The sequence below is a fragment of the Paenibacillus tyrphae genome, assembly GCF_024158745.1.
GTDB classification, from domain to species: Bacteria; Bacillota; Bacilli; order Paenibacillales; family NBRC-103111; genus Paenibacillus_G; species Paenibacillus_G tyrfis_A.
Map to the genome: position 1 here is coordinate 298,597 of NZ_JAMZAW010000004.1, position 24,839 is coordinate 323,435.

Sequence of the window (24,839 nt, forward strand, 5' to 3'; positions counted from 1 at the left end):
GTTGGTACCGGGTACGTAAGATTACTTATTGAACGGAGCGAGCGCCTTGTCCGCATCCTCCTGCGCTTTCTTCAAGGCGTCCGCCGGCGTCATCGCGCCTGTCAGCGCCGCCTGCACCTGGTCGCTGAGTGCCTTCATCACTTTGCCGTTGTTGTGCGTAGACAGCTCGGCGGCCGCATACTGCAATTGGTCGCGCGCCACGACGGCAGCCGGGAATTCGGCGGCGTATTTTTTCATCCGCTCGGTTTCGTAAGCGGACTTGCGGACGGCGACATATCCGGTGTCGATGCTCCATTGGGCAGCACGTTCGGATTCGGTCATGAACTTCACAAACTTCCAAGCCGCTTCCTGCTTTTTCTTGTCGATGTCTTTAAAGATGTAGAAGTTGCCGCCGCCGGTCGGGCTGCCGAAGCTCTTTTGTTTCGGCAGGAAGCTGACGCCGAAGTCGAACTTGGCGTTCTTCTTCACGTTGGACAGGTTGCCGGTCGTATGGTACATCATGGCCGTCTTCCCTTCCAGGAAGTCCGAAGGCACGGTGCCCCACTCAGTCACGCCTTCCGGCATCGCTTTTTCCTTTTTCGCCAAATCCACCCAATACTGCAAGCCTTCGACGTTTTCCGGCGTATTGAACATGACCTTTTTGCCGTCCTCGGTCATGATGTTTTTGCCGTTTTGCAGTGCGAACGTCTGGAACATCCAGTACGCGAAGCCGGTGACCGGAATTTCGAGACCCCATTTGCCGTCTTTAGTCAGCTTCTTGGCGTAGTCCTTCATCTCGTCCCAAGTTTGCGGCGGTTTATTCGGATCGAGACCAGCCGCTTTGAACAGATCCTTGTTGTAATACAGGACGATGGTGCTGCGCTGGAACGGAATGCTGTACGTCTTGCCGCCGGTTTGCGAGTTCGCCAAGAACGCGGGGTAAAAGTCCGACAAATACTTGTCGCCGCCTTCTTTGGCGATGAACTCGTCGAGCGGAACGATGGCGTTCATATCGAGCAGGCTGAACAGCTCGGTCGATTGGAGCACGGCCACATCCGGCGGATTTTTGCCCTGCACGCCCGCTTGCGTCTTGACGGCGGTATCCGCATAGCTGCCCGTATAGACCGGCTTGACGGTAATGTTCGGATTTTGCTTCGTAAATTCTTGAGCCATCCCTTCGATGGTGGCCGTCAGCGGCCCCCCCACGGCAATCGGGAAATAGAACGTGAGCTCGACTTTCTCGTCCTTCGTCTCCGCTTTCGTATCCGCCTTATTCGAAGCGGAGGAAGTGGCAGGCGATTCGGTTTTGGCACCGCACCCGGCGAGCATCGAAATACACAGACCCAGACTTACCATTCTTGCAGTTAGAGAACGCATCGTTTTCTCTCCTTTGGTGGTTGTATGTAGTACTGTAGCAAACGTGTGTGATGCCCTCGTTAGAGCAATGTAAAGCAAATGTTAAAAATCGGAGCGGAGTGCTTCCAGCAAATCTCCCAGGGAATTCCAGACGTAGTCGGGCCGGATCGGAGACCCGTCCAGGTCGGACCTCGCCGTCACACCCGTCAGCACCAACGCCGTGCGCATGCCGCTGCCGAGTCCCAGCAAGATATCCGTATCCAGCCGGTCGCCCACCATCAGACAGCGCTTCGCCGGAAGACCGCTCCATTCGAGCGCCTTGCGGGCGTAATAGTCCGACGGCTTGCCGATGACGACCTGCGTTTCGGCGCAACTCGCCGCTTCGATCGCTTTCACCATCGCCCACGTGTCGGGGATGACGTCGCCGTCGACCGGACAATACGGGTCGGGATTGGCTGCGATCAACGCCGCACCTCCGCGTACGGCCTTCATCGCTTGATGCAGCCGGCCGTAGTCGAAATGCATGTCCATCCCGACAAGCACGTGCGTCGCGCGAAGCGGGTCCTCCGTTCGCCGGACGCCCAGCTCGTCCAATTCACGCATCAGCGCCGGCTCCCCGACGGGGTACACGACCGGATCGTGCAGCTCCGTGAAATATACCGCAGCGGCATAGGCGGCCGTCACAACCTCGTGCACGTGCGCTTCCAGCCCGAACGATTGCAGACGAGCCTGGCAGTCGCTCCTCGTCCGCGTCGTCGTATTGCTCAGAAACAAAATGCTCTTTCCTTTTTCCCGCAGGACGGAGAACGTTTCGGCAGCCGCCGGAAGCAGCCTGTCCCCGAGCATGATCGTTCCGTCCAAATCAAAAAAGAAACCGTCCACTTCCCTCAAATCCGGCAAAATCCTGCGCAGCTCCCTTCGTGATGAAAACACAAAAAAAACCTTTATCCAGCAGAAAGAAGCGGCGCGTCGTCATTTAGGCGCTTCCTGCAGCTGCATAAGGGTTTTCTCCTCGTCTCATACCCTTGAATATGCAATTGGGACTTTCGACTCTTACTCTAACAGCGATTTATCATCGGGATGTTAACGGTTTGTGTAGTTTTTGTAAAGGTGCGGCTTCCGGCGCGTTCGCTGCTGCCGAACCCGGTCCCCACAGCTTCCGGCTGCCCATCGATACGGCGCTTGCCCCTGCCTGCAGCGCCATGTCGATCTCCGCGTGATCGTGAATCAGCCCACCGGCGATGATCGGCATGGAGATGCTCCGGCGCAGTTGGGTAATGACCCGCGGAATCAGACCGGGCATAATCTCTACGGCGTCCGGCTCGCTCTGTCCGATATTGTGGATGCCGTGCTCCAGCGCCGACGTATCGATCAGAAACAGCCGCTGGATCGCCGCTAAGCCGTTCTTTTTCGCCTGCTTGACCAAATGGCTCTTCGTCGAAATGATGCCCGTCGGCCGCCAGCGCTCCGCCACGTACTTCATGACGATCGGGTCGCTGCCGAGCCCCGCGATAAAATCGACGTGCAGGAACACGTTTTTGCCTGCTTTGAGCGCCGTCTCCACATACTCCCCCGCCGTAACCAAATCGCCGATCAGCAAAAAGACGACGGGCCACTCGCTGGCGCACGCCGCCTGTAAATCCTCCGCTTTGCGCACCGCGGGTATGATGCGCTTGTCCCCCATGTACTCGTATAATGCCTGCTTCACGTTCTCTGCCCCTTTCCAAACATCCGTTCTGCGCCCTACGCTGACAATCTCTGCGCAGCTCGAGTTTATCTTAGCAAACATTTGTCAGGGCAGTGTTAACGGGGTGGGGCGATGGATGGGGGTATGAGCGTAATCGGCAAGGCGTGGGGCATTTTTCTTGGCCGTTGGCTGGATCGTTTCACGAGTGAACCCGTTTCAGAGACATGCGAAAAAAATAGAGGAACTGATGTTCTCTATTGTGTTCGAATTGGTCCGCCTGAGCAAAATAGAGGAACTGCGATGACTTAACACCCTCATCTCAGGGAGAATGATTATTTTTCGACACGAATAAGTCATCCTGCTTCCTCTATGTTCCGAAGAACGTATAAAATCTTTGCTTAGCGCATCCTCGTTCCTTTATTTTCAAGCCGAGTCGAGGGTAATAACCGTCATTCGTGCTTCCTCCAGCGATTGTCTGCATTTGTTGCCATGGTTCCGCTATTACGCGAAAAACGCGGGACGGTTACGCCCCGCGTTGAGCTTTTCGATTTTTTTACCTTCGCTTTGTCTCTTAACTCGCCCGCTCAGGTACGGAGCCGCCGTGCTGCGGTGTCCAAGGACATGCCCTGCTCGTTGACCGGCATGAGCCGGACCGCGAACGTAAATTCATGCGGCTCCAGCCGGTAAGGCGGAAGCTGTCCCTGTCCGCAGCTTGCGCTTCCGAGTCCGTTGTGCCGGTAATCGAGGTGCACGGTAATGAAATCCCGTTTGACCAAGTCGGTCGTATGCTTCGCTTGCTCGATGTCTTCCGGCGTATGCCAGTGCGCGCCGAAATCGAACTGCGGCATCCCAGCCGCCAGCAGCCCCGAGCCGCTGCCGCTCAGAAAAGCAGCCCACCGGACGTCCGAGCGGTTGCCGCTCTCTTGAGGGTACACGTATGGGAACGCCAGCCCGTCGACGGAGCAGTCATATCGGCCGAAGCGCGCCGCCTGCTTGCTGTCCGGGTACGATTCCCCTGGCCCCCGGCCGTACCACACGACGCGGTCATAGTCGCCCGGCAGCTCCATCCGCAGCCCGATGCGCGGAAGCATCTCCGGCGGCTTGCCGTACGGTGTGCCCTGCACCCGGAGCTCGACAAGGCCGCTGCCGTGAACCGTATACGTCCATACGGATTCGTAGCCCCAGTCGTATACGGGCGGAGCCGTGCGTATACGGCGGGTGCAGCGCACCGTGCCGGAGTCGAGCCGCTCCCAGGCGAACGAACGGGTGTCGTCGCGCGCCAAATGAAGGCACGCCTTGCGCCAATCCGCCACGACGTACATGTCGTTGTCGATCGGCGGCCGCCATAGCGTAAGCGCGGGGCTTCGACGGAGCAGTGGACGGCCCGCGCCGGTCCACGAGCGGATATCGCCGCGCGCGAGATCGAAGCTGAGCGCGAAGTCCGCGCCGTGCAGGACGAGCTCGCCCGCGCGCTCTTCCGCGAGCAGCGGGTGCGGCGCCGTCGCAGCAGGCTGGACGCTCAGCCCGGCCGCCGCCCAGCCCGGCAGCTCAAGCTGCGCCCAGGCCACTTCGTGGCCATGTGGCGCCCAGCTTGTGTCCGAGGCGAGCACGAAGCGCAGCTCAAGCCGGTACTCCGCGCCGGGCAGCAGGCGCGCCGGTTTTTGCAGCGGAAGCGTCAGTGAGGCTGTGCCGTCCGGCGGCACGTCCGGCAGCGGCGCGCTGCCGCTCGCAAGCAGTACGCCGTCCGTCAAGACGGTCCATACGAGCTGCAGATGGCTCAGGTTGAGGAAATCGTACCGGTTCCGAATCGTGACCGTCCCTTGCCCGGCATCGAACGCTTCCACCGTTACCGGCTCGATGATCTTTTTGTATTCCAGCAGTCCGGGCGAAGGGGTGCGGTCCGGCGTGATTAGCCCGTCAATAACGAAGTTGCCGTTGTTCGGCTCGTCGCCGTAATCGCCTCCGTAGGCGTAGTACGTCCGCCCATCCGCCGTTTTACGGCTGAGGCCGTGGTCGATCCACTCCCATACGAAGCCGCCGGCGAGACGGGGATACTTGCGGAACGCTTCCTCGTATTCGAGCAGCCCGCCGGGACCGTTGCCCATCGCATGCGCATATTCGCACAGTACATGCGGCTTTTCCTCGTTTTCGCGCTGTCCGAAGCCGATCATTTTCTCCACGGTCGAATACATCGTGCTGAATACGTCGCACACCTTCGCCTCACGGTCGCCTTCGTAGTGAATGAGCCGCGTCGGATCGGCGCTGCGGCACCAGGCGGCCATCGCCTCGTGGTTGCAGCCGAAGCCGGATTCGTTGCCGAGCGACCAGAACAGGATGCTCGTATGATTTTTGTCCCGCTCGACCATCCGCCGCATCCGCTCGACATAAGCTTCCTCCCACGCGGGATCGTTGCTTAGCCGATCGGCATCCCCTACAAGCTCGAAGCCGTGCGTCTCCAGGTCGGTCTCGTCCATCACATACAGCCCGTACCGGTCGCACAGGTCGTAGAACCGCGGATCATTTGGGTAATGCGCCGTCCGCACCGCGTTGATGTTGTGCCGTTTCATCAGGATGATATCCTGCTCCAGCGTCTCCACCGTGACCGCCCGGCCGCGCTCAGGATGATGATCGTGACGGTTCACGCCGCGCAGCCGGATCGGCTTTCCGTTGACGAGCAGCCTGCCGCCTCGCACTTCCACCCGGCGAAAGCCGACGCGTGTCGGCACGACTTCGAGCGTGTCGCCGTCCGCCGTCTTGAGCGTGAGCAGCAGATCGTACAAGGCTGGCGTTTCCGCCGTCCACGGGCGGACGTCGCTCAGCTGCGCCCGGAAGTGCACCTCCGCTGCGCCGCCATCCTCGCTCCAGCTCTCCACGGGGCAAACGCCGGAAGCGGCCTCCGTTCCTTGTTCCCCATCCGTCAGCCGCCACTCCAGCATGACATTTCCTGTCATCGTCCGCTCTTTCACCAGTTCCACTCGCACATGGAGCAATCCGGTGCAGCCGCCGTCTGCATCCAGATCGGCGACGATCGCGAAATCTTTTATATACGTCTTCGGCTGAGCAACCAAGACGACATCGCGAAAAATGCCGCTCAGCCACCACATATCCTGATCCTCCAAATAGCTGCCGTCCGACCATTGGTATACCTGCACCGCCAGCACATTCTCGCCCTCGCGCACAAACGGGACAATCGCGAACTCCGACGGCAGACGGCTGCCTTGACTGTAGCCGACGTAGCTGCCATTCACCCAGACGTGAAACGCGCTATCCACACCTTGAAACTGCAAGAACACATTCCGGGACAGCCAGCCCTCCGGCAGCGTAAACGTCCGCCGGTACGTTCCGGTCGGGTTATCTGCCGGCACCTCGGGAGGAGAGACCGGGAACGGATAATATAAATCCGTATAATGCGGCGCGCCGTATCCGTGAAGCTGCCAGTGGCTCGGCACGACAAGCCGATCCCAGCCGCTGTCGTCGAATTCCGGCATGTAGAACGAGGCCGGAACCTCCTCGGGACGTCCGGCGTAATGAAACGCCCACTCGCCGTTCAGCAGCATGAACCGGTCGGAGCTGCCCCGGTCGTACGACAGCGCCGACTCCTCAGCGCCGTACGGAACGAACGAGGCACGGGCGGGCAGCCGGTTCCGCTCTAGCACCTTCAAATTTTGCCAATCCCTTCTTGCCAGATGGTCGCTCATGATAATCCTCCTAGTATATACATCCGATTACCCTGTTTTATTGATGTTGTACGGCATAGAACGGAGCTGTTTCTTTTCCTGCCGCATTTCCCGCAACCGTCCGTCCCGCTTATTTTATCCCCGTCTGCGCAATGCCTTCCACGATGTACCGCTGCGCACCGAAAAATACAAGCAGCGGCGGCAGGCAAATGATCGACGTCACCGCCATCACGGACGTCATATCGACGCCGTGCACCCCTTTGAACTGGGCGAGTCCGAGCGTCAGCGTATATTTGCTGGAGTCGTTCAGGAAAATCAGCGGTCCGAGGTAATCGTTCCACGTATCGAGCATGTTGAACACGCTCACGAGAATCAAGGCAGGCAGCATCAGCGGGACGATCACCCGGATGAAAATACCTAAATCGCTGGCCCCGTCGATCTTCGCCGCCTCCTCCAGCTCCGTTGGAATGGTCATAATAAACTGCCGCAGCAGAAAAATATAGAAGGCCGATCCGAACCAGGCCGGGACGATCAAAGGCTTGAGCGTATTAATCCAACCGAGAAAGTTGAATTCCATATACAGCGGAATCATCGTCACATCCCACGGGATCATCATCGTCGCCAGCACGATCAGAAACAGCGCGTCGCGTCCCGGAAACCGGAAGCGCGCAAAGCCGTACGCCACCAGCGAGGAGGAAATCAGCTGCCCGATATTGCACAAGATCGTCACGGTCAACGAATTTTGCAAAAACGTATTGAACGGCTGAATCGTCCACGCTTTGACGAAATTGCCCCACTGAATTTCCGACGGAATCCATTTGGGCGGGTACATGTAGATTTCGTCCGGCGCTTTCACCGCCGTCGTCACGAGCCAGAAGAACGGCATCAAAAACAGCAGCGAGAACAAGACGAGCAGCGCGTACGTGAGCGTTTTTTTCATCTCCGGTCCCTCTCCTTTCCTCAGTCCTTAAGCTGCCTTCCGCCGCCGCTTGCCCGCCCGCTTCGATTTCACTTCGCCCTCGTAGTACACCCACATGCCGGTCGAGCGGAAGACGAGCATCGTCAGCGTCAAGATGATCAGGAACATGATCCACGCATTGGCTGCGGCGTAGCCCATATGAAAATACTTAAAGGCGTTTTCATAAACGTACATCGCGTAAAAATACGTCGAGTTCGACGGCCCCCCGCCGGTCAGCGTCAACGCCAGCGTCAGCTGCTGGAACGCGCCGATGATCGAGGTGACGAGGTTGAACAGCAGCGTCGGGCTGAGCATGGGCAGCGTGATCCGAAAAAAACGGGTGAACACGCCGGCCCCGTCGATAGAGGCTGCCTCATACAGATCGCCCTGGATGTTCTTGAGCCCGGCCAAAAAGATCAGCATCATCGAGCCCTGCGCCCATAGGCTCGCGCCTACCATCGCCGCCAGTGCCCAGCCCGGCTCCCGCAGCCAATCCGGTCCGGCAATGCCTACGAGCGACAAAAAGTAATTCAGGATGCCGTATTCCCCGCTGTATACCCACGCCCAGATCATCGCGAGCGCGACTCCGGAGATGACGGACGGCAAATAAAAGATCGTGCGGAATATCCCGCTTCCCCGCACCTTTTGATTCAGCAGCACCGCAAGCAGCAGCGCTACCGATAAATTCAGCGGCACAAATATCGCGGCGAATTTCAGCGTGACGCCAAGCGAATCCCAGAAAAGCGGGTCGTCAGTGAACATCCTGGTATAATTTTGCAACCCGACAAACGTACGCTCTCCCGCAATCGGCCAGTCGTATAAGCTGATCACCAGTGAGAACAGCAGCGGCCCCAGCGTGAAGGAAACGAAACCGATCATCCAAGGAAGGACGAAGAGGTAAGGCGTGAGCCAGCCTCTTCGTTTCAGTCGGATGTCCGGCCTGGCTGCCTGTCGAACGGCGGTCGTATCCATAGGTCCATCCTTCTTCCGTTTTTCGCCTGCCGGCTTTATTTGAAAAATTTCTCCGAGTCTTTGACGGCCTTGTCAAGCGAATCCTTCGCATTCTGGCCGAGCATAATCGTATTGATCGCCGACGTGAGATTGCGGTTCACTTCGTTCCATTTCGGATTCAGCAGAAACGCCGGCGTGTCGTCGCAAGCCTCCAGCATTTTATAGAACGATTGATAGAGCGGGTCTTGGTCGAGCTTTTTTTCGGCCACGACGCTTTTGCGCACCGGCAGGTCGGAGGTTCGCAGCTTGATCGCCTCGTCGGACGCGTAGTATTTAACGAATTCCCAAGCCATTTCCTTGTTCTTGGACGATTTGGAGATCGAGACCGCCGATTCGGCAATGACTCCCTTGAGCTTCTTACCCGGGAAGGCCGGCATAATGACCGTGCCAACGTCGATTTTGGCCTCTTTGAAGCCGTCCAGCGGCCATACGCCGCTTTCCCACATGGCGATTTTGCCCGCCTTGAAGACGTCGTCTCCGGACTGCTGGTTTTTGCCGCCGACAATGACGGCCGTTTTATCCTTGACGAGGCCGCCGAACATTTGCAGCACTTCGGCCGTTTTATCCTTGACGAGGCCGCCGAACATTTGCAGCACTTCGGCCGTTTCATTGCCGTTCATAAACCCTTCGATCGACTTGCCGTCCGGGCTGATGAAGCTGCCGCCGTTGCTCCAGATAAAGCCCTGCAGGTCGTACGGATCGTTCTCGGCCCGGATGCCGAAGCCGTATTGCTTCTTGGCGGGGTTCGTCAGCTTTTTCGCCGTTTCCTTGAAGTTGTCCCACGTCCAGCCCGCTTTCGGATACGGCACGTTCGCTTCGTCGAACAGCTTCTTGTTATAGTACATGACACGGGTCGTAAACCCGGCCGGCATGCCGTATGTTTTGCCGCCGATCTTCACGTAGTTGAACAGCCCGGGATAAAAATCGTCCGGCTTGAGGCCGGCATCAGCGGACATCATCGCATCTAGCGGTTCGAGGTTCTGGGAGTAGGTCGGAAAATCCCACATGTACATCACGTCAGGCGCATTGTTCGCTCCGATCGAAGCGGCCAGCTTCTGGTCAAAGCCGTCCCCGTACGCCTCCACCTGCACCTTGACGCCGGGGTGCTTCGCTTCGAATTGGCGTGCGATCGTCTCTTGAATTTTGAGCAGATCGCCCGTATCCCACGTGGCAAAACGCAGCGTCACCTGCTTGCCCGATTCGGACGATGGCGTCCCCGCCCCCGCTGCGCTGTTTTGAGGCTCGCTTGCCGGTTTGCCGCACCCGGCGGCCAGCAAAGAAGCGGACAATATCGATGTCGTAACAAGAAGCATCCTTCGTTTCATTCGAATTCCCCCTGAACGTCTGTTAGTTAACCGCTTACATGTTTATTGTAACGGGAGTAAAACGCATACAAAACGGAGGGATGTTCGGAAAATCGTGCATCATCGGCTGTATGAACGGCCTCTGTCGGGCAAAGGTGTCATTTCGTTCGATGATCGCCGTGTTTTTAGATGGCGCTCCTTTCCTCGCGCCGCTCGCTCCGGTATTGGCTCGGCGTCTTGCCAGTGCAGCGTTTGAACCATTTGCTGAAATATTTCGCGTCGGGCATGCCGATTTTATCCGCGATGTCCTGAACGGTGATCCCTTGGGCCCCCAGCAGCTCGCAGGCGATTTTCAGCTTCGCCCGGTACGTGAACGAGACGAAGCTTTCGCCGACCGTCTTCTTGAACAGCGTGCTGAAATGGCTGCGGCTCAGCCCTACCTCATGCGCCACCTCGGAGACGGACAATTGGGTATCCGTATGCCGGACGATCAGCTGCACCGCTTCCGCAATCGGAGCGGGCCACTGCCCGACGCTGATGCGGTACCGTTTCTCCAGCTCCATCTGCCCGCGGGCTTTGCGCACGGCGTCAATCCATTCCTCACGCCCAGCCAGCGGCGCTAGCCGTGACCAGTGCAGCTCCGGCTGCTCGGCCTTCCGCTCGCTCAGACGGCTGTCCCATTCACGCTGCCCGGCTTCGGGTACAAACAGCAGCAGGTGCCCTTCCCCGAAGGGCAGCACCTCGCAGGGCTCGCCCGACGCGCAGCCGCGCAGCTCATGCTCCAGCGTCCCACCGCCGCATTTCCCGGGGGCGGAGATCAGATAAAGCGCGGTCGGCGCATTCATCCAGCTCCAAGCCCCTTGAAGCAGTCGATCCAGCTCGGCCGGAAACCGGTCGCCGACGCCGTACAGCCATTCGAGCAGCAGCCCGGAGATCGCGGGGGCGGCAAGCTCGGCCGCAGCGTGCCGTGGAGCCTCGGCGCCGTTCGTGCCGAGCTCCTGACGGAAGGCGGCTAGAAATTCCTCCAGCTCCTCGTCGTTGAACGACGTTTTCAGCAAATAGCCGGAAGCACCCAGCTTGATCCCCTGCTGCGCATATTCGAAGTCGCGGTGGCAGCTAAGCAGCAATATTTTGGTCCGGGGCTCGCATGCCTTCACCTTGCGGGCGAGCTCGATTCCGTCCATTTCGGGCATCACGATGTCGGTGATGACCACATCCGGCCGGTGCTCCAGAAACGCTTCCCAGCCCCGGCTGCCGTTGGGCACGTCCGCTACGACGGTCATCCCGTACTTGTCCCACGGCACCGTCGAAATCAGTCCCCGGCGGATGATCACCTCGTCGTCGGCAATCAGCACTTTAATCGGTTTGGCATTCATGCGATCCCCTCCTTGGCTTTGATCGGCAATCGGATAACGATGCGGGTCCCCGCTCCCGGCGCGGATTGAACGGTGAGCCCGTAAGCTTCGCCGAAATGCAGCTTGATGCGCTCCTCCACATTGCGCAGGCCGATGCTCCGGCGTTTTCGAACGCCGTCCGGGTGCGGTTGAAGCAGCTGCTGGCGCGTGCGCTCGCTCATGCCTTTTCCATCGTCGATCACGGAGACGAACGCGTCCGTGCCGTCCGCTTCGATGCGCAGCACGATCGTCCCCTCCCCGTCCTCGAATGCGTGAAAAAACACGTTCTCCACCAGCGGCTGCAGCGTCATCCGCGGAATGTCCACGGCAGACAGATCGACTCCGGCGGCTTCGATCCGGTAGGCGAACACGCTGCCGTACCGCAGCTCCTGCAAATTCAAATAATGATCGATCACCTCAAGCTCCCGCTCCAGCGTGACGACCTCCCGGTCGACATTCAGGTTGCCGTCCAGCACGTTGGTTAAATGATAAATCATTTTGTTCACATCGGCGGCTCCTGCCAATCTGGCCTTCCATTGAATGGAAGCAAGCGTGTTGATGAGCAAATGCGGGTTGATCTGATGATGCAGCGCGCGGAGCTCGGCTTCTTTTTTCTGGCGTTCGACCTGTTTCATCTCATGAAACAATGTCTGAAGCTGCCCTACCATCCGGTTGAAGCTGTGGCCGAGCAGCCCCAGCTCGTCTTCGGTCTCCACGTCAATCCGCGTATCGAGCTTCCCGAGGCTGACGCGGCGGATCGACTCTTTCATTTTCTTGACCCGCTTGAGCAGCGGGGCCGAGCACATATAGGCCAGCACGAACGCCAGCGCAATCGACAGGCTGACCGCAGAGAACGTAAAGGTGCGGATCAGCAGCGACGGCTTATAAAATTGCTCGTACGGCGTCCGTACCTCAATCGTCCAGTCCGTCTCGTCCGAATGCTTCGTCCAGACGACATCGTCATCCCTTTTCACTAACGAGCCCTGTGTCTGGTAAACCGTTTTGCCGCCGCCGGTGATCGTCAACTGCGAGCCGGTGTCCTGCTCAAATTCGCGAAACAACCGCAACAGCTTGTCAGCGTTCGTCTCGATCAAAATGCTGCTGTTTTCCAGCACTCCCACCTGATTGCGAATGCGGAACAGCAGGCCGATCACTTTTTCCCCGGGAACGCGGGCGGTGTCGTTGTAATGGTTCGGCTCGTACAGGTCGAAGCGGTAACCGTCGGCGTCGTTCCGGTACCAAGGCTCCGCCTTGAGCAGATCGAAGCGGATGATCCGTTCGCCGTAATAGTAGCCCGACTTCGTAATCAGGAAAATGCCTTTCATATCCAACGACTTATGGGCTTTCAAATACTGCTCGAGCTGCTGCTCCTCCTGAAAGCCCTTGTACGTCGTCGGCACCTCTTCGTGCAGCACCGTAAACTTCGGGTCGAGCAAGTACGACAAAATGTCGCTGACCGTATACTTCATTTGCCCCAAGGTGGAATCGATCTGAAATTGCAGCTGCGAGGCGGAGTTTTCCCCGTAGCGGCCGAATTGCTCGTTGATCGTTCCCGACGATTTGTGATACAGCACGTACCCGAGTGTCAGCAGCGGAATCACCGCGGCAAGCGCAATAAGCAGCACCAGTTTGGTCTGCAGGGTGCTTCGGATACCCCGAGGCAGCTTGAATCCGTTTCTAGGCATCATGGACATCCCCCGCAAGCAGTTGTTTTTACGATCTCGTAAGCGCTTTCCTTGTTTATTATATCACGCTCCGAAGACCGCCAGCATCAAGCGCAGGACCTGTACCTGCCGGAAACTTTACCCTTTGCGGGAGCGTCTCGTGAAGCAAAAAGCCGGACTCCAAGGCGGATTCCGGCTGCTGCTGACATTGTCGGGATCACCCCGGCTTTATTTTGCTCAAGACTCGACACCGGCTTCGGCCGGGGCGGTCTTTTTGAGATAAGCCCGCCAGGTGATGCACCATTTCGCCGGGTCGTCGAAGCTCGATTCGTCGATCCGGTGCACGGTGCTGTTGTGCGGGGCGCTGCGGACGATGTCCGGCTGCTCGTAGGCTTCCTTGGCAATCTGCTCCAGGGCGCTTACGTATTCGTCCAAGTCTTCCTTGGAATACGACTCGGTCGGCTCCAGCGTGAACGGCTGCGGCACGATGTACGGATGGTGGCTGGTCCAGTAATGGAGCCCGAAGTCGCACATGCGGCGCTGCACGTCTTCCGTCGTGATGCCGGTTTCCCGGGTCAACTGCTCCCAGCTGTAGCGCACCTGTTCCAGCCTTCCGCCCTCCACATACGGAGCGCTGGCGCCCGGAATTTTCAAGATGCGGCTGTACAAATAGTTGTTGTTCAGGACCGCCACCTTCGCCGCGTCCAACAGCCCTTCCGGCCCCAGCGCACGAATCCATGCGTACGAGCGGAGCACCGTCTGGGCCACGCCTTGGAACATGCGGACTTTGCCGATGCTTTGGGCCGGCGAATGGTTCAGCGTGTAGCGGGTTCCGTCCGTTTCGACGAGCGGGCCAGGCAGAAACGGAACCAGCCGCTCCGTCACGCCGAGCGCTCCCGTCGCCGGGCCGCCGCACATATGAGGCGCGGCGAACGTTTTGTGCAGGTTGAAAAAGCACATGTCGAAGCCCGCTTCCTTCGCCCGGGTGATGCCGAGCAGCCCGTTCGCGTTCGCTTGGTCGTAATAGCATATCCCGCCTGCGGCGTGCACGAGGTCAGTAAACTCGCGAATCCGCGGGTTGAAGATGCCCGTGTCCTCCGGATTGGCTACGACGAAGCCCGCTGTCCGCTCGGAGATTGCTCCCCGAAGTGCTTCCAGGTCCGGGAATCCGTCCTTGTCAGGGTACAGCGTAATGATTTTATACCCCTTCACGGCAGCGGTCGCCGCTTGCGACGGGTGGGAAAATATGGTGGTTATGATTTCATCCCGCTTGTTACCTTCGCCGTTCGCCTCGTGATAGGCCCGCACGATGGACGCCATCGCGAACAGCGCCTGCGTCCCACTTCCCGGCTGGAACGTGAATCGGTCCATGCCCGAAATCTCGCGCATCGCGAGGTCCAAGCGGTGGTACACCTCCAGCATCCCCTGCACGGTCGACTCGTCCTGCAGCGGATGCAGCTCGGATATTTTCGGATTGCGGATCAGCATTTCGTTGACCCGCGGAATGTATTTCATCGTGCAGGTGCCCTGCCCGATCTCGACGTTGAAATCCGAGCCCAGCGTCTCTTGCGACAGGCGCAAGTAATGGCGCAGCACCCGGGCCTGCCCGATCTCCGGCAAAGCCGGAGCTTGACTGCGCAGCATGCCTTGGGGCACGCAAGCTTCCGCGTCTCCCACGACCGCTGCCACTTCCTCGCTGACGGACGGCGGGATAACGCCACGCTCACCTGGCTGATGCAGCTCGAAAATGACGGGTTCGTCCCATTTGGCCTGATGAAATTGTCGAACGTTCCGGTTTCTAGGTATCCGTTTCATAGGTATTCGCATGGCTCCTTTCTGCCCTCAGGCTTACAGGACCGCCTTCAGAGCGGCCGCAAGCGCGTCGATATCTTCTTTCGTGTGGATTTCGGTGACACAGTAGAGTGCGCATTGGCCCCAGGCCGGAAATTCCTCCGACAAATCCTTGCCTCCGAAGATGCCGTGCTCCAGCAGCCGCTTGTTGATGTCGCTCACTGTACGTCCCGTCCCGTTGAAATCGACGACGAATTCTTTGAACGACGATGCCTGAAACCGGATCCGCACCCCTTCCAGCTCCGCCAGCCTGCCCGCTGCATAGCGTGCCTGCCGGATAATCGTTTCGCCGACCTCGCGCATGCCGTGAGGCCCCATTAAAGCCAGGTAGACGCCTGCCGTGATTCCCCACAGCGCGGTTTGGGTCCCGACCGATTCCTTTCCCTTCTCCCGCTTGGCAAAAGAAGTCCGCTCATAAGCGACGTCCCCGAAGCCGTACTCGCCTTCGACCGCCGTCGGAGCAATGCCGAACAAGCGGGACGGATATTCCATGACGAATTGCTCCTCGTCGCGCGTGGCGATAAAGCCCGCTTGACCGCCGCCGTACTGCATGCGGATTCCGAGAGGCTGCAGGTCGCCGCAGACGATATCCGCGCCGTACCGGGACGGCGGCTCAAGCATTCCGAGCGAGATCGGATCGACGCCGACGACGAAAAGCGCGCCCGCCGCATGCGCGAACTCGGCGATTTCGCGGCCTTGCGTCTCGATATGTCCGATGTAGGACGGATTCTCAATATATACGGCGGCCGTGTCGGCCGACAGCTTCGCCTTCAGGTCGGCCATATCGAGGAGTCCGGTGTCCGACGCGTAATCGACGAGCACGCAGTCCATCTGCGGCGATAAATAATTGCGGATGACCCGCAGCCGCTCGGGATGCATCGTCGCCGGAAGCAGCGCCGTACGGCGACCGGTGATGCGGCCTGCCATCCGCAGCGCAGTGGAAGCCGCCTGCGCCCAGTCGAACGTCGGCACGTTCACGACGTCCATGTCGACGAGCTCCGCCAGCAGGCTCTGGTACTCGAACAGCGCCTGGAAGCGACCATGGTCCTCGTAAGGCTCGCCCGCATACGCGGTGACGAACTCCGAGCGCTGGTTGATTTCATCGCAAACGGCCGGCACGAAGTGCTGCCAGCAGCCCGCTCCGAGAAAGCTGATCGTTTCCTTCGCGCTCCGGTTGCGCTCCAGCAGCCGATCGACATGACGCTGCAGCTCGTATTCGGACAGCGCCGGCTCCACCTTCAGCGGGCCCGTCAGACGAAGCTCCTTCGGCACCATGCGGTACAGCTCGTCAATATCGGAGACGCCGATTTCGTCAAGCATCGCCCGCTGAACATCGGGCACGGTGTTGGGGATATACGGATGAGACGTTGTTTTTTTAAGCGTGGCCATGCGTCGCAACTCCTCCTTTTTCGTTATGCCAGTCCTCCGCCGTCGACGACAAGCACCGAGCCGGTTACCCACGACGACATATCGCTCGCGAGAAACAGCACGGCGTTAGCAATGTCGTCAGGCGTGCCGATGCGCTTCAGCGGTCGTTCTAGCGCCGATGCCTGCACGAACGACTGCTCTTCCCGTTGGAGCTGCTTCGCTTCGTCCCGCAGCAGCGGCGTATCCGTATCTCCGGGACAGACGCAGTTGACCCGGATCTGCTGTCCGCCATGGTCGATCGCCATCGCCTTCGTCAGATTGACGATGCCCGCCTTGGCGGCGCAGTAGGCGGCCGCCCGGTCGCCGCCCTTCAATCCCCAGCCGGACCCGGTGTTGATGATGCTGCCTCCGCCGCCTTCGGCCATGAGCGGAACTGCGTATTTCGAGAGCAAAAAAGCGCCCTTGAGCGAAATATCCACTACCGCATCCCATTCTTCCTCCGCCATTTCAACGACGGTGCGCCGCCGGATCACCCCGGCGTTATTGAACAAAATATCCAACCGGCCGTATTCCCGGCGTATCGTTTCCACCGCCGCTTCGCAATCGGCCGCAGAGGTTACGTTGCAGCCGATGAACCGGGCTGCGAGCCCTTCGCTCCGAAGCTCGTCTGCGGCCTGGCTGCCGGCCATCTCGTTCACGTCGAGGATGACGACGGACGCCCCGTGCCGGGCCAGTTTCCGCACCGTGGCGAGTCCGATCCCCGAAGCGCCTCCGGTTACCGCAGCGACTTTTCCATCCAATGCCAGCAATTGTTCTGTCATTTGCATCTCCCTTGTTCCCCCTTATCTTCGGACAAGCTCAGTGTAAGCGGCCTACACACCATATTCCCGGGCCAGCAGCAGAAAGACGCTGGACGTCCACGTGAACGCCCGGTCCCGCAGCCCGCGCCCTTCGAGCGCGTCGAAGTTTTCAGCCATGCCTGCGGAAGCCGCCATCCGGCAAAAACGTCTCGCAACGCCGGCCGCGAACTGCTCCTCGCCCGCTTCCTTCAGCCCTTCCACGAGCAGCAGCATGACCGGGGCCCAGATCGGCCCCCGCCAGTAGCCATCCGGCGCGTACAGCGGGCTTCTGACGCTTTCGGTAGCGAAGCCGTGCGCCGTCAGAAAGCGCCCTTCCTCGCGCAGCCCTTCGATCAGCTTGCACAGGATCGGCCCAGGCAGACGCTTGCCCAATATGACAGGCAAATACCCCATCAAGCTGTCGCCCTCGTCGGCTCCGGCATGCGTGCCGGACTGTACGGCTTGGAAGCGGTCACCGGTCCAAAAGTGCTCGATCATCCGCGTCAACAGCTCCTGCGACCGGCGCTCCCACTGCTCCGCTTCCCCGGCGCGGCCCAGTCTGGCCGCCACCATGGCAAGCGTTTCCATTTGCAAAATAAGAAAGGCGCACAAATCGGGACTTTCCACGGGAATCGTCGCCAAAAAGACCGTACTGTTGTCCCAACCGGAGTCGTTGCCGTGGTTGTACTGCGGCACGCCGTCGCGGTCGTCGTCGCGGTAATCGAACCACCACTGCGTCCAGCGGGCCAGCGGTTCGTAAATTTCCGCAAGCCGCTCCGGCGTAACGGCCTCGGAACGGTTCATCAGCCACCGCAGCGTCCAGCCGTGGATCGGCGGCTTGCAGCAGTTCCACAGCGCATATTTGTCGTTCATAAAATCCGGCAGCATCCCGCTATCGTCCTGCCGGTCAAAAAAGATCGCGAACTGGTCCCAAGCCAGATCGGGATCGGCTGCGGCAAGCGCCATCGCATTGAAGCAGTGGTCCCAGCTCCAAATGTTCGTCATCCAGTTTTTGGACATATACATTGCGTTCCGGGGCAAATACCCATCGGCCTGCACGACGCAGGACCAAGTAATATAAGCGGCCAGCTCCTCCGCTTCGGACCAGACCGCGGCAACGGCGGGCATCCGGCTGCGCCAGGCGGCGTACTCGCCTTGCACCTGCGCAAGCCCTTGATCGAACGATCCGGGGCGCGGCGGGCGCGGAACGGTGCGGTATTCCTCCAACGTAAGCTCCAGCTTCCCGTCGCCCCCAGGCACGCCGTCGAACGCAAGCCGCTGCGCTTTCACCCCATCCCAGCGAACGTCCTCGCGAATCGACCCGGCCACATGGGAAAGCAGAAAGCGTCGTTCCCGCACGAAGCTGTTGAACTCCCAGCCCCGCTCTCCAAGCGGAAACGCATAATCGTATACGCCGGGCGCGCAGGTTAACCGCACGCCGACACCCTGCGAACGAACGCGTATAAAATCCGGTTCCGGTATGCACCACTCGGCTGTCCCTTGTTCCGCTTCAAGCCGCAATAACGTCGGAGAAGCGGAGCAAGTAAAAGGAACGGCTTGGCCGCCAGCGAGCAACTCGATTCGGAACACGGCTCCGATATCGTTATCCCCACCCCGCACGAGCCTCAAGTACAGACCGGCTTCCCTGTCGGGACGCGCCGGAAGAATTGAAAAGGCAAAATACGAACCGAAACGGCTGAACGGCACAGTATGAAGATCGAACAACATGCGGATTCCGATAGCCCCCTCGTCGTCTGGATAACGGCTCTCTCAAACGAAAAGTGTAAGAGAGCGTTTACATGAATTATAAGTAAAATGCATTTCCCGCAAAACGGCTTTCTGTTCGCTGCTTCGTGTCTGTTTGCGCGTTTTTCCGCAAGGCGGTCCCAGAAGCCCGCCGGGGTGTCATTTTGTTCGCAGCGGATCGTAAGTTTATCCGGTAACGGTCTTTTGTCCGATGATCGAACAATTTACCCAGCCAAAAAAAGCCTGAGCATGGCGACCCAGCTCAGGCAATTTATTTTCCAATACTATTTCCCAAATTTCAGCATCGTCTCCGCAATGATTTCCGCCGCCAGCACCACCTGCTTAAGCTCCACCCATTCGTCCTTCGTGTGCGCTTGCTCGATCGAGCCCGGTCCGAACACGACCGCAGGGATGCCTGCCCGGGCCAGCTTGCTCGCATCCGTGCCGTAAGGCACGCCGAGCGTGCGCATTTCGCCGATTTTCCCCGCAGCAGCCGAAGCCACAAGCCTCACAATCTCGCTATCGGGGCTCGTATCCATCGCGTAATCCAGCACAAAGGGCGGATGAACAATGACGTTCAGCCCGCCGTCCTCCGCCGCCAGTTGCTCCATCTCCACCCGGATATCGTGCCATACTTGCTCGCTGTCCTCGCCGGGGATCGTTCGGCGGTCGATGCGGATGAGGCACCGCTCGGGAATCGTGTTCGGCGCCACGCCGCCTTGAATCTGCGTCACGGCAAGCGTCGCCGGACCGACAAGCGGGTGCGCGGCATGACGTAGCCGTGCTTGCATTGCCCCTTCGATATGGGCGACGACCTTCATCATGCCGCTGATCGCGTTGACGCCTTCCTCGGGCTTGGAGGAATGGGCGGAGACGCCGACCGTCTCGATCTCGCAGCGGACGACCCCTTTATGCGCGACAACCGCCTGAAGCCCGGTCGGCTCCCCGACAATGGCGGCGGCATATTCGTGTCCCGCCTCCAGCACGTCCAGCACGCCGAGATAGTTGACCTCCTCGTCGACGGTCGCCGCCAGATGGACCGGCACGGGCGGCTTGACGCCGTTCTCGGCGAACCACTCGATGGCGGCCAGCATCGCCGCGAGCGACGCTTTCGTGTCACAGGCGCCGCGGCCGTAGAGCTTGCCCCCGCGTATTTCCGCGCCGAACGGATCGATGGTCATGTTCGCGGTCTGCACCGTATCCATATGCGCCTCCAGCAGCAGAGCGGGCGCATCGTCGGCAACCCCGGGCAGGATGCCGATCACATTTGGCCGGTCCGGTCGCACTTCCCTGCGTTCGGCCTTCAACCTGAGACGCGTGAAGAAAGCTTCGACGTAATCGGCCATCTCCCGTTCCGGCACGCCGCCTTCGAAGCCCGGATTAACGCTTGGAATCCGCACCAAATCCTGCAGCAATCGGGCAACGCGCTGCTCGTCTATTTTTACTATCATCTTGCGGCTTCCTCCGATCCTTCGCGTTAATAATTGCAGCCCCGCGCATCAACCTTGATACGTTCCGTCACGACGCCGCTGCGCACACCGTAAATCGCATCGTTCAAATTCGGAATGACGCACGAATGGTTCGGAATAATGTCGATCCGCTCGCCGATGGACAAGGACACCTTGTCCGGATCAAACCGCAGCATGCCGTGCTCTTCGTTAAGCGCAGCAATCACAACGTCCGGCTTCCCGACGACGATGCCGAAGCCGTCGCCATGGTGCGCCCGGTCGCTCGTCAGCGCCTTGGTTCCCGCGTCGATCGTCGCCATGCCCGGCAGCGGCAGGCTGACGACGGTAGCCGCGACCCGCAGCGCGCAATCCGCTTCCTCGGCCAAGCCCATCTGTACGGCCGATACGTCGTTGAAAATATAATTGCCTGCCCGTACCTCCGTCACGCCTGCGGCGTGCTCGCACATTTTGGCGGTGGGCGTGGAACCGGAGCTGATCGTGTTTACCGCAAAGCCCGCTTGGCGCAAATCCGCAACGACCCGGCCAAGTGTCTCCGATTCGGCCTGCACCGCAGCGGCGACCGCAGCCGGGTCTCCGCTCCGGTAGATCAGCCCGAAATAAGCCATCAGACCTTCGATGTCAATGCCCGGCAGCTCACGAAGCCGCAAGGCGAAATCGACGATGTCCTTGCCCGGCTGCCGGCCGCCGCGATGCAGCCCGCCGTCCAGCTCGATCAAGACGGGCACCGGCTTGCCGGAGCGGACCCCGACGGTCGAGATACCTACCGCCCCTTCCCAGCTGTCGACGGTGACGGCAAGGGCAATCCGGCGGTGCAGCCGTTCCAGCCGTTCGAGGTTGCGCTCTCCGATGACCGGAAAGGCAATCAAAATATCGTCGATGCCCAAGTCCGCGAACGTTTCCGCTTCCGAAAGCTTGGCTACGGTTATGCCGACCGCCCCGGCTGCGAGCTGCATGCCCGCGAAGCGCAGCGACTTATGCGTTTTGATATGAGGCCGGTGCTTGATCCCGTATTGTGCCAGCTTGTCAGACATTCGCCGGATATTCCGCTCGACCGTGTCGAGGTCGACGAATGCATACGGCGTGGCCGGCGTTTCGGGATAAAGCGCTTCAGATTGATGTGTCATGACGTTTCACCTCGGAATCCGATTGTGGGGAAGCATACTTGTCCCGGTATTCTTGGGGCGTCAGCCCCGTATGCTTTTTAAATACGTTGATGAACGAATGCGCCCGCTGATAGCCGACGTCCGCCGCGATTTCGTAAATTTTGCCCGGGGTATGGAGCAGTAGACGGGCGGCCTTCTCCATGCGGAGCCGATGGACGTAATCGCTTACGTTTTCGCCGGTTTCCCGTTTGTAAATCTTGGAAATATAGACCGGATGCATATACACATGCTCGGCAATCGCCGTCAAGGAAACGTCCTCCGCCAACCGCCGCTCGACGAATTGCCGGACATCGGCGATCAGCTTCGCCCGCGAGCGCTTCGTTTCGCTTTCGGTTTCGCAGCGCAAGCTGCTCATGAGCGCGACCGACCAGTCCTGAAGATGCCGGACGGAACGGTACGGAACGCCCTGCAGCAATTGGTCGTAGCCCGGCCCAATCAGCCCGGAGAGCGGCCGGCCGTTCTTGTGCGCATAAGAGGACGCCGCCGAGGCGATGGCAAAATAAGCTTCGAGGAGCATCTCCTGAATGCAGCCGCTCCTCGTCTGCAGCTCGCCGAAAAGGCGCTCGATCCGCTGATCCGCGACATCCCATTGGCCGGCCTCAAGCAGCTGCGCGAGAGACGGAAGCTCGTACAGCGATGCGAGGGACCGCAGCTCCGTCCGTTCGGACGGCCCGTCCGCCGCAGTCAAAATCAGGTCCTGCTCGTTCCCGACCCTTCTCCGCAAAGCAGACAACGTGCCGTCGTACAGCGCAGACACATCGCCGGGGAACGTTCCTTCCCGGCTGATGACAATCGTCGCTTCGCCCTTCAAATAGGCGTGGATGGCCTCCTGCAATTGCTCGACCGCACGTTCGAGCGCCTGCTGCCGCTCCTCCTGCCCTTCGCCAGCTTCCGACGATACGGCGAATACCAGATAATCGTACGTGTCTTTGCCGGCCCAAAGCTGAAAGCCCGGCGCGAACAGCTCTCCGGCGATATTGCCCACCGCGTATTCCACGAGCGCAAGGCCGCGCGGATCGTAGCCGTAGAACGGCTTTTCGAGGCGGACGAGCAGCAGCGAAACCGGCTTTCCGAATAAGTCGGGCACGTCGAGCATCTCCATTTTGTCGCGGAGCTCAGCCTCGGAGTAGCGTTTGCCGAGGAGCAGCTCGCCAAGCAGCGTGCTCCGCAGCTGCGGCAAGTTTTCGCGCAGCGTCCGGGCGATCCGCTCCTGGGAAATTACCGCGTTCCATTCCTCCCGAACCGTCTCCAGCACGCCAGAGACGGTGTCCAGCAGCTCTTCATCGGTTACCGGCTTGAGCAAATAGCTTGCGGTACCGTTGGCAATCGCTTCCTTGGCATATTCAAACTCGGCGTAGCCCGACAGCAGGATGCATTTCGTTTTGGCCCATTTGTCCCGGATGTGGCGGGAAAGCTCAAGACCGGATATTCCCGGCATCCGGATATCCGAGATCACGATGTCGATCGCATGCGCATTCAGCAGTTCGAGCGCTTCGTACGCCGAATAGGCCTTATGCACGGCGGCGATGCCGATTCGCTCCCACGGGACGAGCTCGGCGAGACGTTCCACCACGTGGGCCTCGTCATCCACGATCAATAGCTGCGCCATCCTCCGAATCCCTCCCCCATGTCAACGTGACGCGCAACCCGCCGAGCGGACTGTGCGAGAGCCTGAGCCCTGCACCTTCGCCGAAGACGTAGCGCAAGCGCTGGTGCACGTTCCACATCCCGAAGCCCGATGCGGCCTCCTGCGGCAGCGCAAGCTGGTGCTCCATGGCGGCGATCGCCTCGTCCGTCATACCGACGCCGTTGTCGTCCACAACGATCCGGCATAAGCCTTCGCTCACGCTTCCGGATACCCGGATGACGGCCTCCCCCGGCTTGTTCTCGATGCCGTGAACGATGGCGTTCTCCACAATCGGCTGCAGCAGCAAGCGAGGAATCGGCAGCTCCAACATCGGCTCCGGGACGTCCAGCTCGCAGCGAAGCCGTCCGAGCCGCAGGTTATGAATGGTCAAATAATTGGTCACGAGCTTCATTTCTTCGCCAAGCGCCGCTGTCCGGTTTTCCATACGTGTAGTGTAACGGTAATATTCGGCGAGATTGTGCGCCATCGCCACGACCGACCTCGTATCCTCCAGCATCGCGGTATTGACGATAAAGAACAGGCTGTTATACAAAAAATGCGGATTGATCTGCGCCTGAAGCTGCTTGAGCGTCGCTTCGTGAAGCCGGATTTTCTCGGCGTATACCCGCTGCACCAAGTCTTGGATCTGTTCGGCCATTTCGTTAAACCGGTCGATCAGGAAATCGAACTCGTTGTTCGGCCGGTAACGGATGCGTGCGGACAAGTCTCCCTTCTTGAGCAGCCTCACGCCATTCAGCAGCTTCCCGATCGGCTTCTGGACGTTCCGATAAAGCAAATAAGCGGCCAAACAGCTCATGCCTAGCAGCAAGCCGAGCGCTGTGTAGAACAGCAAATTCGTCTTGCGGATCGGCGCCAAAATGCTGTCGACGGGCACATAATCGACCAGATACCAGTCAAGCTGTCTGGACTTGACATAGTACACGGCAACCTGCCGTCCGGCGACCGCCGCGACGAAATGACCGCTTTCCTGCAGCGATTGCCCGTCCAGCATACGAACGATGGCCTGCACGGACCCGTCGTTCAGCGTGGCGCTGCCGATCGGGGAAAAACCGCTCCGGTACAGAAACGGATCGCCTTTGCCGCCCGTTTTCACCTGATCGAGCATGACGGAGATGTTGGCAACCGGAAAGCTGACCTGAATCATCGCTTGAATCGCGGACGGATCGGTTGTCCCTAACGGATCGACGATCTGGCGGGTGAAACGGGCCCCCGGCGTCCGGGCATCGCCCCGTACGGTCCCGTCGTAAGTCCAATTCTTAAGCGGTGCAAATTTGTCTATCTCCCCCGGATCGTAGGACTTAAATATATTGGAAGATATGACAAGCTGATCTTTGGGCAAATAAACCGTCAAATCGTTCGTCCAGGCGGCGGAAACGCTCTGCAGGCTGATTTTCTGCATCAGGCGGGTCTGCTCCTTCAGCTTGTCGTAAGGCTTGTCCGATCTGCGGTCGACAAATTCGCGCAAGTACGGATCCGAATTCAAAATAACGGGAAACATCGCAAGCTGTTCGACCGTCGAATCAAACTGCTGCAGAAAAAAGGATAGCCGGTTGAGACTCGAAGACTGGATTTCTTCCCGCACGACGTTCACGCTGACTTGATTCGTGTAAATGTACAAAAAGAGCACAGGCGTAAGCAGCAATGCAATGAGCACTAATACCTTGGTGAAGATCGTTGGCTTTCCCGTCATGATGTCACCGCTCCTTGCGGAATTGTAGTGTGCGC

At 59.3% G+C, this 24,839-nt stretch carries 17 protein-coding genes; all 17 read right to left on the reverse strand.

Translation table 11 applies throughout. The annotated features are described in order from the left end of the window. Nucleotides 1-21: 21 nt before the first annotated feature. The 17 genes from NI000_RS08410 to NI000_RS08490 all read right to left on the reverse strand — a co-directional run bounded on the left by NI000_RS08410 (nucleotide 22) and on the right by NI000_RS08490 (nucleotide 24,804). Entirely contained in the window at nucleotides 22-1,356 is a 1,335-nt protein-coding gene (locus NI000_RS08410; protein WP_253409465.1) for an ABC transporter substrate-binding protein, read from the reverse strand. Between the two features lie 81 nt (nucleotides 1,357-1,437). Then, on the reverse strand, nucleotides 1,438-2,235 hold the full coding sequence (locus NI000_RS08415; RefSeq protein WP_253409467.1) for an HAD-IIA family hydrolase: 798 nt from the start codon (nucleotides 2,233-2,235) through the stop codon (nucleotides 1,438-1,440). 172 nt (nucleotides 2,236-2,407) lie between these two features. Then, nucleotides 2,408-3,043, reverse strand: coding sequence for a glycerol-3-phosphate responsive antiterminator (locus NI000_RS08420; protein ID WP_253409469.1), 636 nt, complete (start codon nucleotides 3,041-3,043; stop codon nucleotides 2,408-2,410). Nucleotides 3,044-3,606: 563 nt separating this feature from the next. Further along, nucleotides 3,607-6,720, reverse strand: a complete 3,114-nt coding sequence (locus tag NI000_RS08425; RefSeq protein WP_253409471.1) for a glycoside hydrolase family 2 TIM barrel-domain containing protein — start codon at nucleotides 6,718-6,720, stop codon at nucleotides 3,607-3,609. Nucleotides 6,721-6,829: 109 nt separating this feature from the next. Continuing rightward, on the reverse strand, nucleotides 6,830-7,639 hold the full coding sequence (locus tag NI000_RS08430; RefSeq protein WP_253409473.1) for a carbohydrate ABC transporter permease: 810 nt from the start codon (nucleotides 7,637-7,639) through the stop codon (nucleotides 6,830-6,832). A 27-nt stretch (nucleotides 7,640-7,666) separates the two neighbouring features. After that, nucleotides 7,667-8,629 (reverse strand): carbohydrate ABC transporter permease, encoded by a 963-nt coding sequence (locus NI000_RS08435; protein WP_253409475.1) that lies wholly within the window; start codon nucleotides 8,627-8,629, stop codon nucleotides 7,667-7,669. A 35-nt stretch (nucleotides 8,630-8,664) separates the two neighbouring features. Then, nucleotides 8,665-9,993: an ABC transporter substrate-binding protein gene (locus tag NI000_RS08440; RefSeq protein WP_253409477.1), complete on the reverse strand. Its 1,329-nt coding sequence runs from the start codon at nucleotides 9,991-9,993 to the stop codon at nucleotides 8,665-8,667. 164 nt (nucleotides 9,994-10,157) lie between these two features. Next, on the reverse strand, nucleotides 10,158-11,348 hold the full coding sequence (locus NI000_RS08445) for a response regulator transcription factor (protein ID WP_253409478.1): 1,191 nt from the start codon (nucleotides 11,346-11,348) through the stop codon (nucleotides 10,158-10,160). Then, nucleotides 11,345-13,054, reverse strand: a complete 1,710-nt coding sequence (locus tag NI000_RS08450; RefSeq protein WP_253409481.1) for a sensor histidine kinase — start codon at nucleotides 13,052-13,054, stop codon at nucleotides 11,345-11,347. The genes NI000_RS08445 and NI000_RS08450 overlap by 4 nt, the downstream gene beginning before the upstream one ends. A gap of 213 nt (nucleotides 13,055-13,267) precedes the next feature. Then, complete coding sequence (gene gcvPB / locus NI000_RS08455) at nucleotides 13,268-14,845, reverse strand: aminomethyl-transferring glycine dehydrogenase subunit GcvPB (protein WP_253409482.1); 1,578 nt, start codon at nucleotides 14,843-14,845, stop codon at nucleotides 13,268-13,270. A gap of 33 nt (nucleotides 14,846-14,878) precedes the next feature. Then, nucleotides 14,879-16,270 carry an aminomethyl-transferring glycine dehydrogenase subunit GcvPA gene (gene gcvPA, locus NI000_RS08460; RefSeq protein WP_253409484.1) on the reverse strand — a complete coding sequence of 464 codons (1,392 nt, stop codon included), beginning with the start codon at nucleotides 16,268-16,270 and terminating at the stop codon, nucleotides 14,879-14,881. Nucleotides 16,271-16,293: 23 nt separating this feature from the next. Then, nucleotides 16,294-17,076 carry an SDR family NAD(P)-dependent oxidoreductase gene (locus tag NI000_RS08465; protein ID WP_253409486.1) on the reverse strand — a complete coding sequence of 261 codons (783 nt, stop codon included), beginning with the start codon at nucleotides 17,074-17,076 and terminating at the stop codon, nucleotides 16,294-16,296. A gap of 45 nt (nucleotides 17,077-17,121) precedes the next feature. After that, the gene (locus NI000_RS08470) at nucleotides 17,122-18,816 is read right to left on the reverse strand and encodes an amylo-alpha-1,6-glucosidase (RefSeq protein ID WP_253409488.1); all 1,695 of its coding nucleotides are present in this window, start codon (nucleotides 18,814-18,816) and stop codon (nucleotides 17,122-17,124) included. 302 nt (nucleotides 18,817-19,118) lie between these two features. Continuing rightward, on the reverse strand, nucleotides 19,119-20,285 hold the full coding sequence (locus tag NI000_RS08475; RefSeq protein WP_253409490.1) for a M20 family metallopeptidase: 1,167 nt from the start codon (nucleotides 20,283-20,285) through the stop codon (nucleotides 19,119-19,121). Between the two features lie 26 nt (nucleotides 20,286-20,311). Continuing rightward, on the reverse strand, nucleotides 20,312-21,427 hold the full coding sequence (locus NI000_RS08480; protein ID WP_253409492.1) for an alanine racemase: 1,116 nt from the start codon (nucleotides 21,425-21,427) through the stop codon (nucleotides 20,312-20,314). After that, a complete protein-coding gene (locus NI000_RS08485; protein WP_253409494.1) occupies nucleotides 21,411-23,075 on the reverse strand; it encodes a response regulator transcription factor in 1,665 nt (554 codons plus the stop codon). The genes NI000_RS08480 and NI000_RS08485 overlap by 17 nt, the downstream gene beginning before the upstream one ends. Beyond that, nucleotides 23,050-24,804, reverse strand: a complete 1,755-nt coding sequence (locus tag NI000_RS08490; protein WP_253409496.1) for a sensor histidine kinase — start codon at nucleotides 24,802-24,804, stop codon at nucleotides 23,050-23,052. Before NI000_RS08490 ends, NI000_RS08485 begins: the two co-directional genes overlap by 26 nt. Between the last annotated feature and the right edge of the window lie 35 nt (nucleotides 24,805-24,839).

What these genes read in the sequence shown, in the direction of transcription:
- NI000_RS08450 (WP_253409481.1), bottom strand. Translation starts at nt 13,054, where the DNA reads ATGATGCCTAGAAACGGATTCAAGCTGCCTCGGGGTATCCGAAGCACC.
- NI000_RS08470 (WP_253409488.1), bottom strand. Translation starts at nt 18,816, where the DNA reads ATGTTGTTCGATCTTCATACTGTGCCGTTCAGCCGTTTCGGTTCGTAT.
- gcvPB (WP_253409482.1), bottom strand. Translation starts at nt 14,845, where the DNA reads ATGAAACGGATACCTAGAAACCGGAACGTTCGACAATTTCATCAGGCC.
- NI000_RS08490 (WP_253409496.1), bottom strand. Translation starts at nt 24,804, where the DNA reads ATGACGGGAAAGCCAACGATCTTCACCAAGGTATTAGTGCTCATTGCA.
- NI000_RS08435 (WP_253409475.1), bottom strand. Translation starts at nt 8,629, where the DNA reads ATGGATACGACCGCCGTTCGACAGGCAGCCAGGCCGGACATCCGACTG.
- NI000_RS08445 (WP_253409478.1), bottom strand. Translation starts at nt 11,348, where the DNA reads ATGAATGCCAAACCGATTAAAGTGCTGATTGCCGACGACGAGGTGATC.
- NI000_RS08480 (WP_253409492.1), bottom strand. Translation starts at nt 21,427, where the DNA reads ATGACACATCAATCTGAAGCGCTTTATCCCGAAACGCCGGCCACGCCG.
- NI000_RS08430 (WP_253409473.1), bottom strand. Translation starts at nt 7,639, where the DNA reads ATGAAAAAAACGCTCACGTACGCGCTGCTCGTCTTGTTCTCGCTGCTG.
- NI000_RS08440 (WP_253409477.1), bottom strand. Translation starts at nt 9,993, where the DNA reads ATGAAACGAAGGATGCTTCTTGTTACGACATCGATATTGTCCGCTTCT.
- NI000_RS08465 (WP_253409486.1), bottom strand. Translation starts at nt 17,076, where the DNA reads ATGCAAATGACAGAACAATTGCTGGCATTGGATGGAAAAGTCGCTGCG.
- NI000_RS08425 (WP_253409471.1), bottom strand. Translation starts at nt 6,720, where the DNA reads ATGAGCGACCATCTGGCAAGAAGGGATTGGCAAAATTTGAAGGTGCTA.
- NI000_RS08485 (WP_253409494.1), bottom strand. Translation starts at nt 23,075, where the DNA reads ATGGCGCAGCTATTGATCGTGGATGACGAGGCCCACGTGGTGGAACGT.
- NI000_RS08475 (WP_253409490.1), bottom strand. Translation starts at nt 20,285, where the DNA reads ATGATAGTAAAAATAGACGAGCAGCGCGTTGCCCGATTGCTGCAGGAT.
- gcvPA (WP_253409484.1), bottom strand. Translation starts at nt 16,270, where the DNA reads ATGGCCACGCTTAAAAAAACAACGTCTCATCCGTATATCCCCAACACC.
- NI000_RS08410 (WP_253409465.1), bottom strand. Translation starts at nt 1,356, where the DNA reads ATGCGTTCTCTAACTGCAAGAATGGTAAGTCTGGGTCTGTGTATTTCG.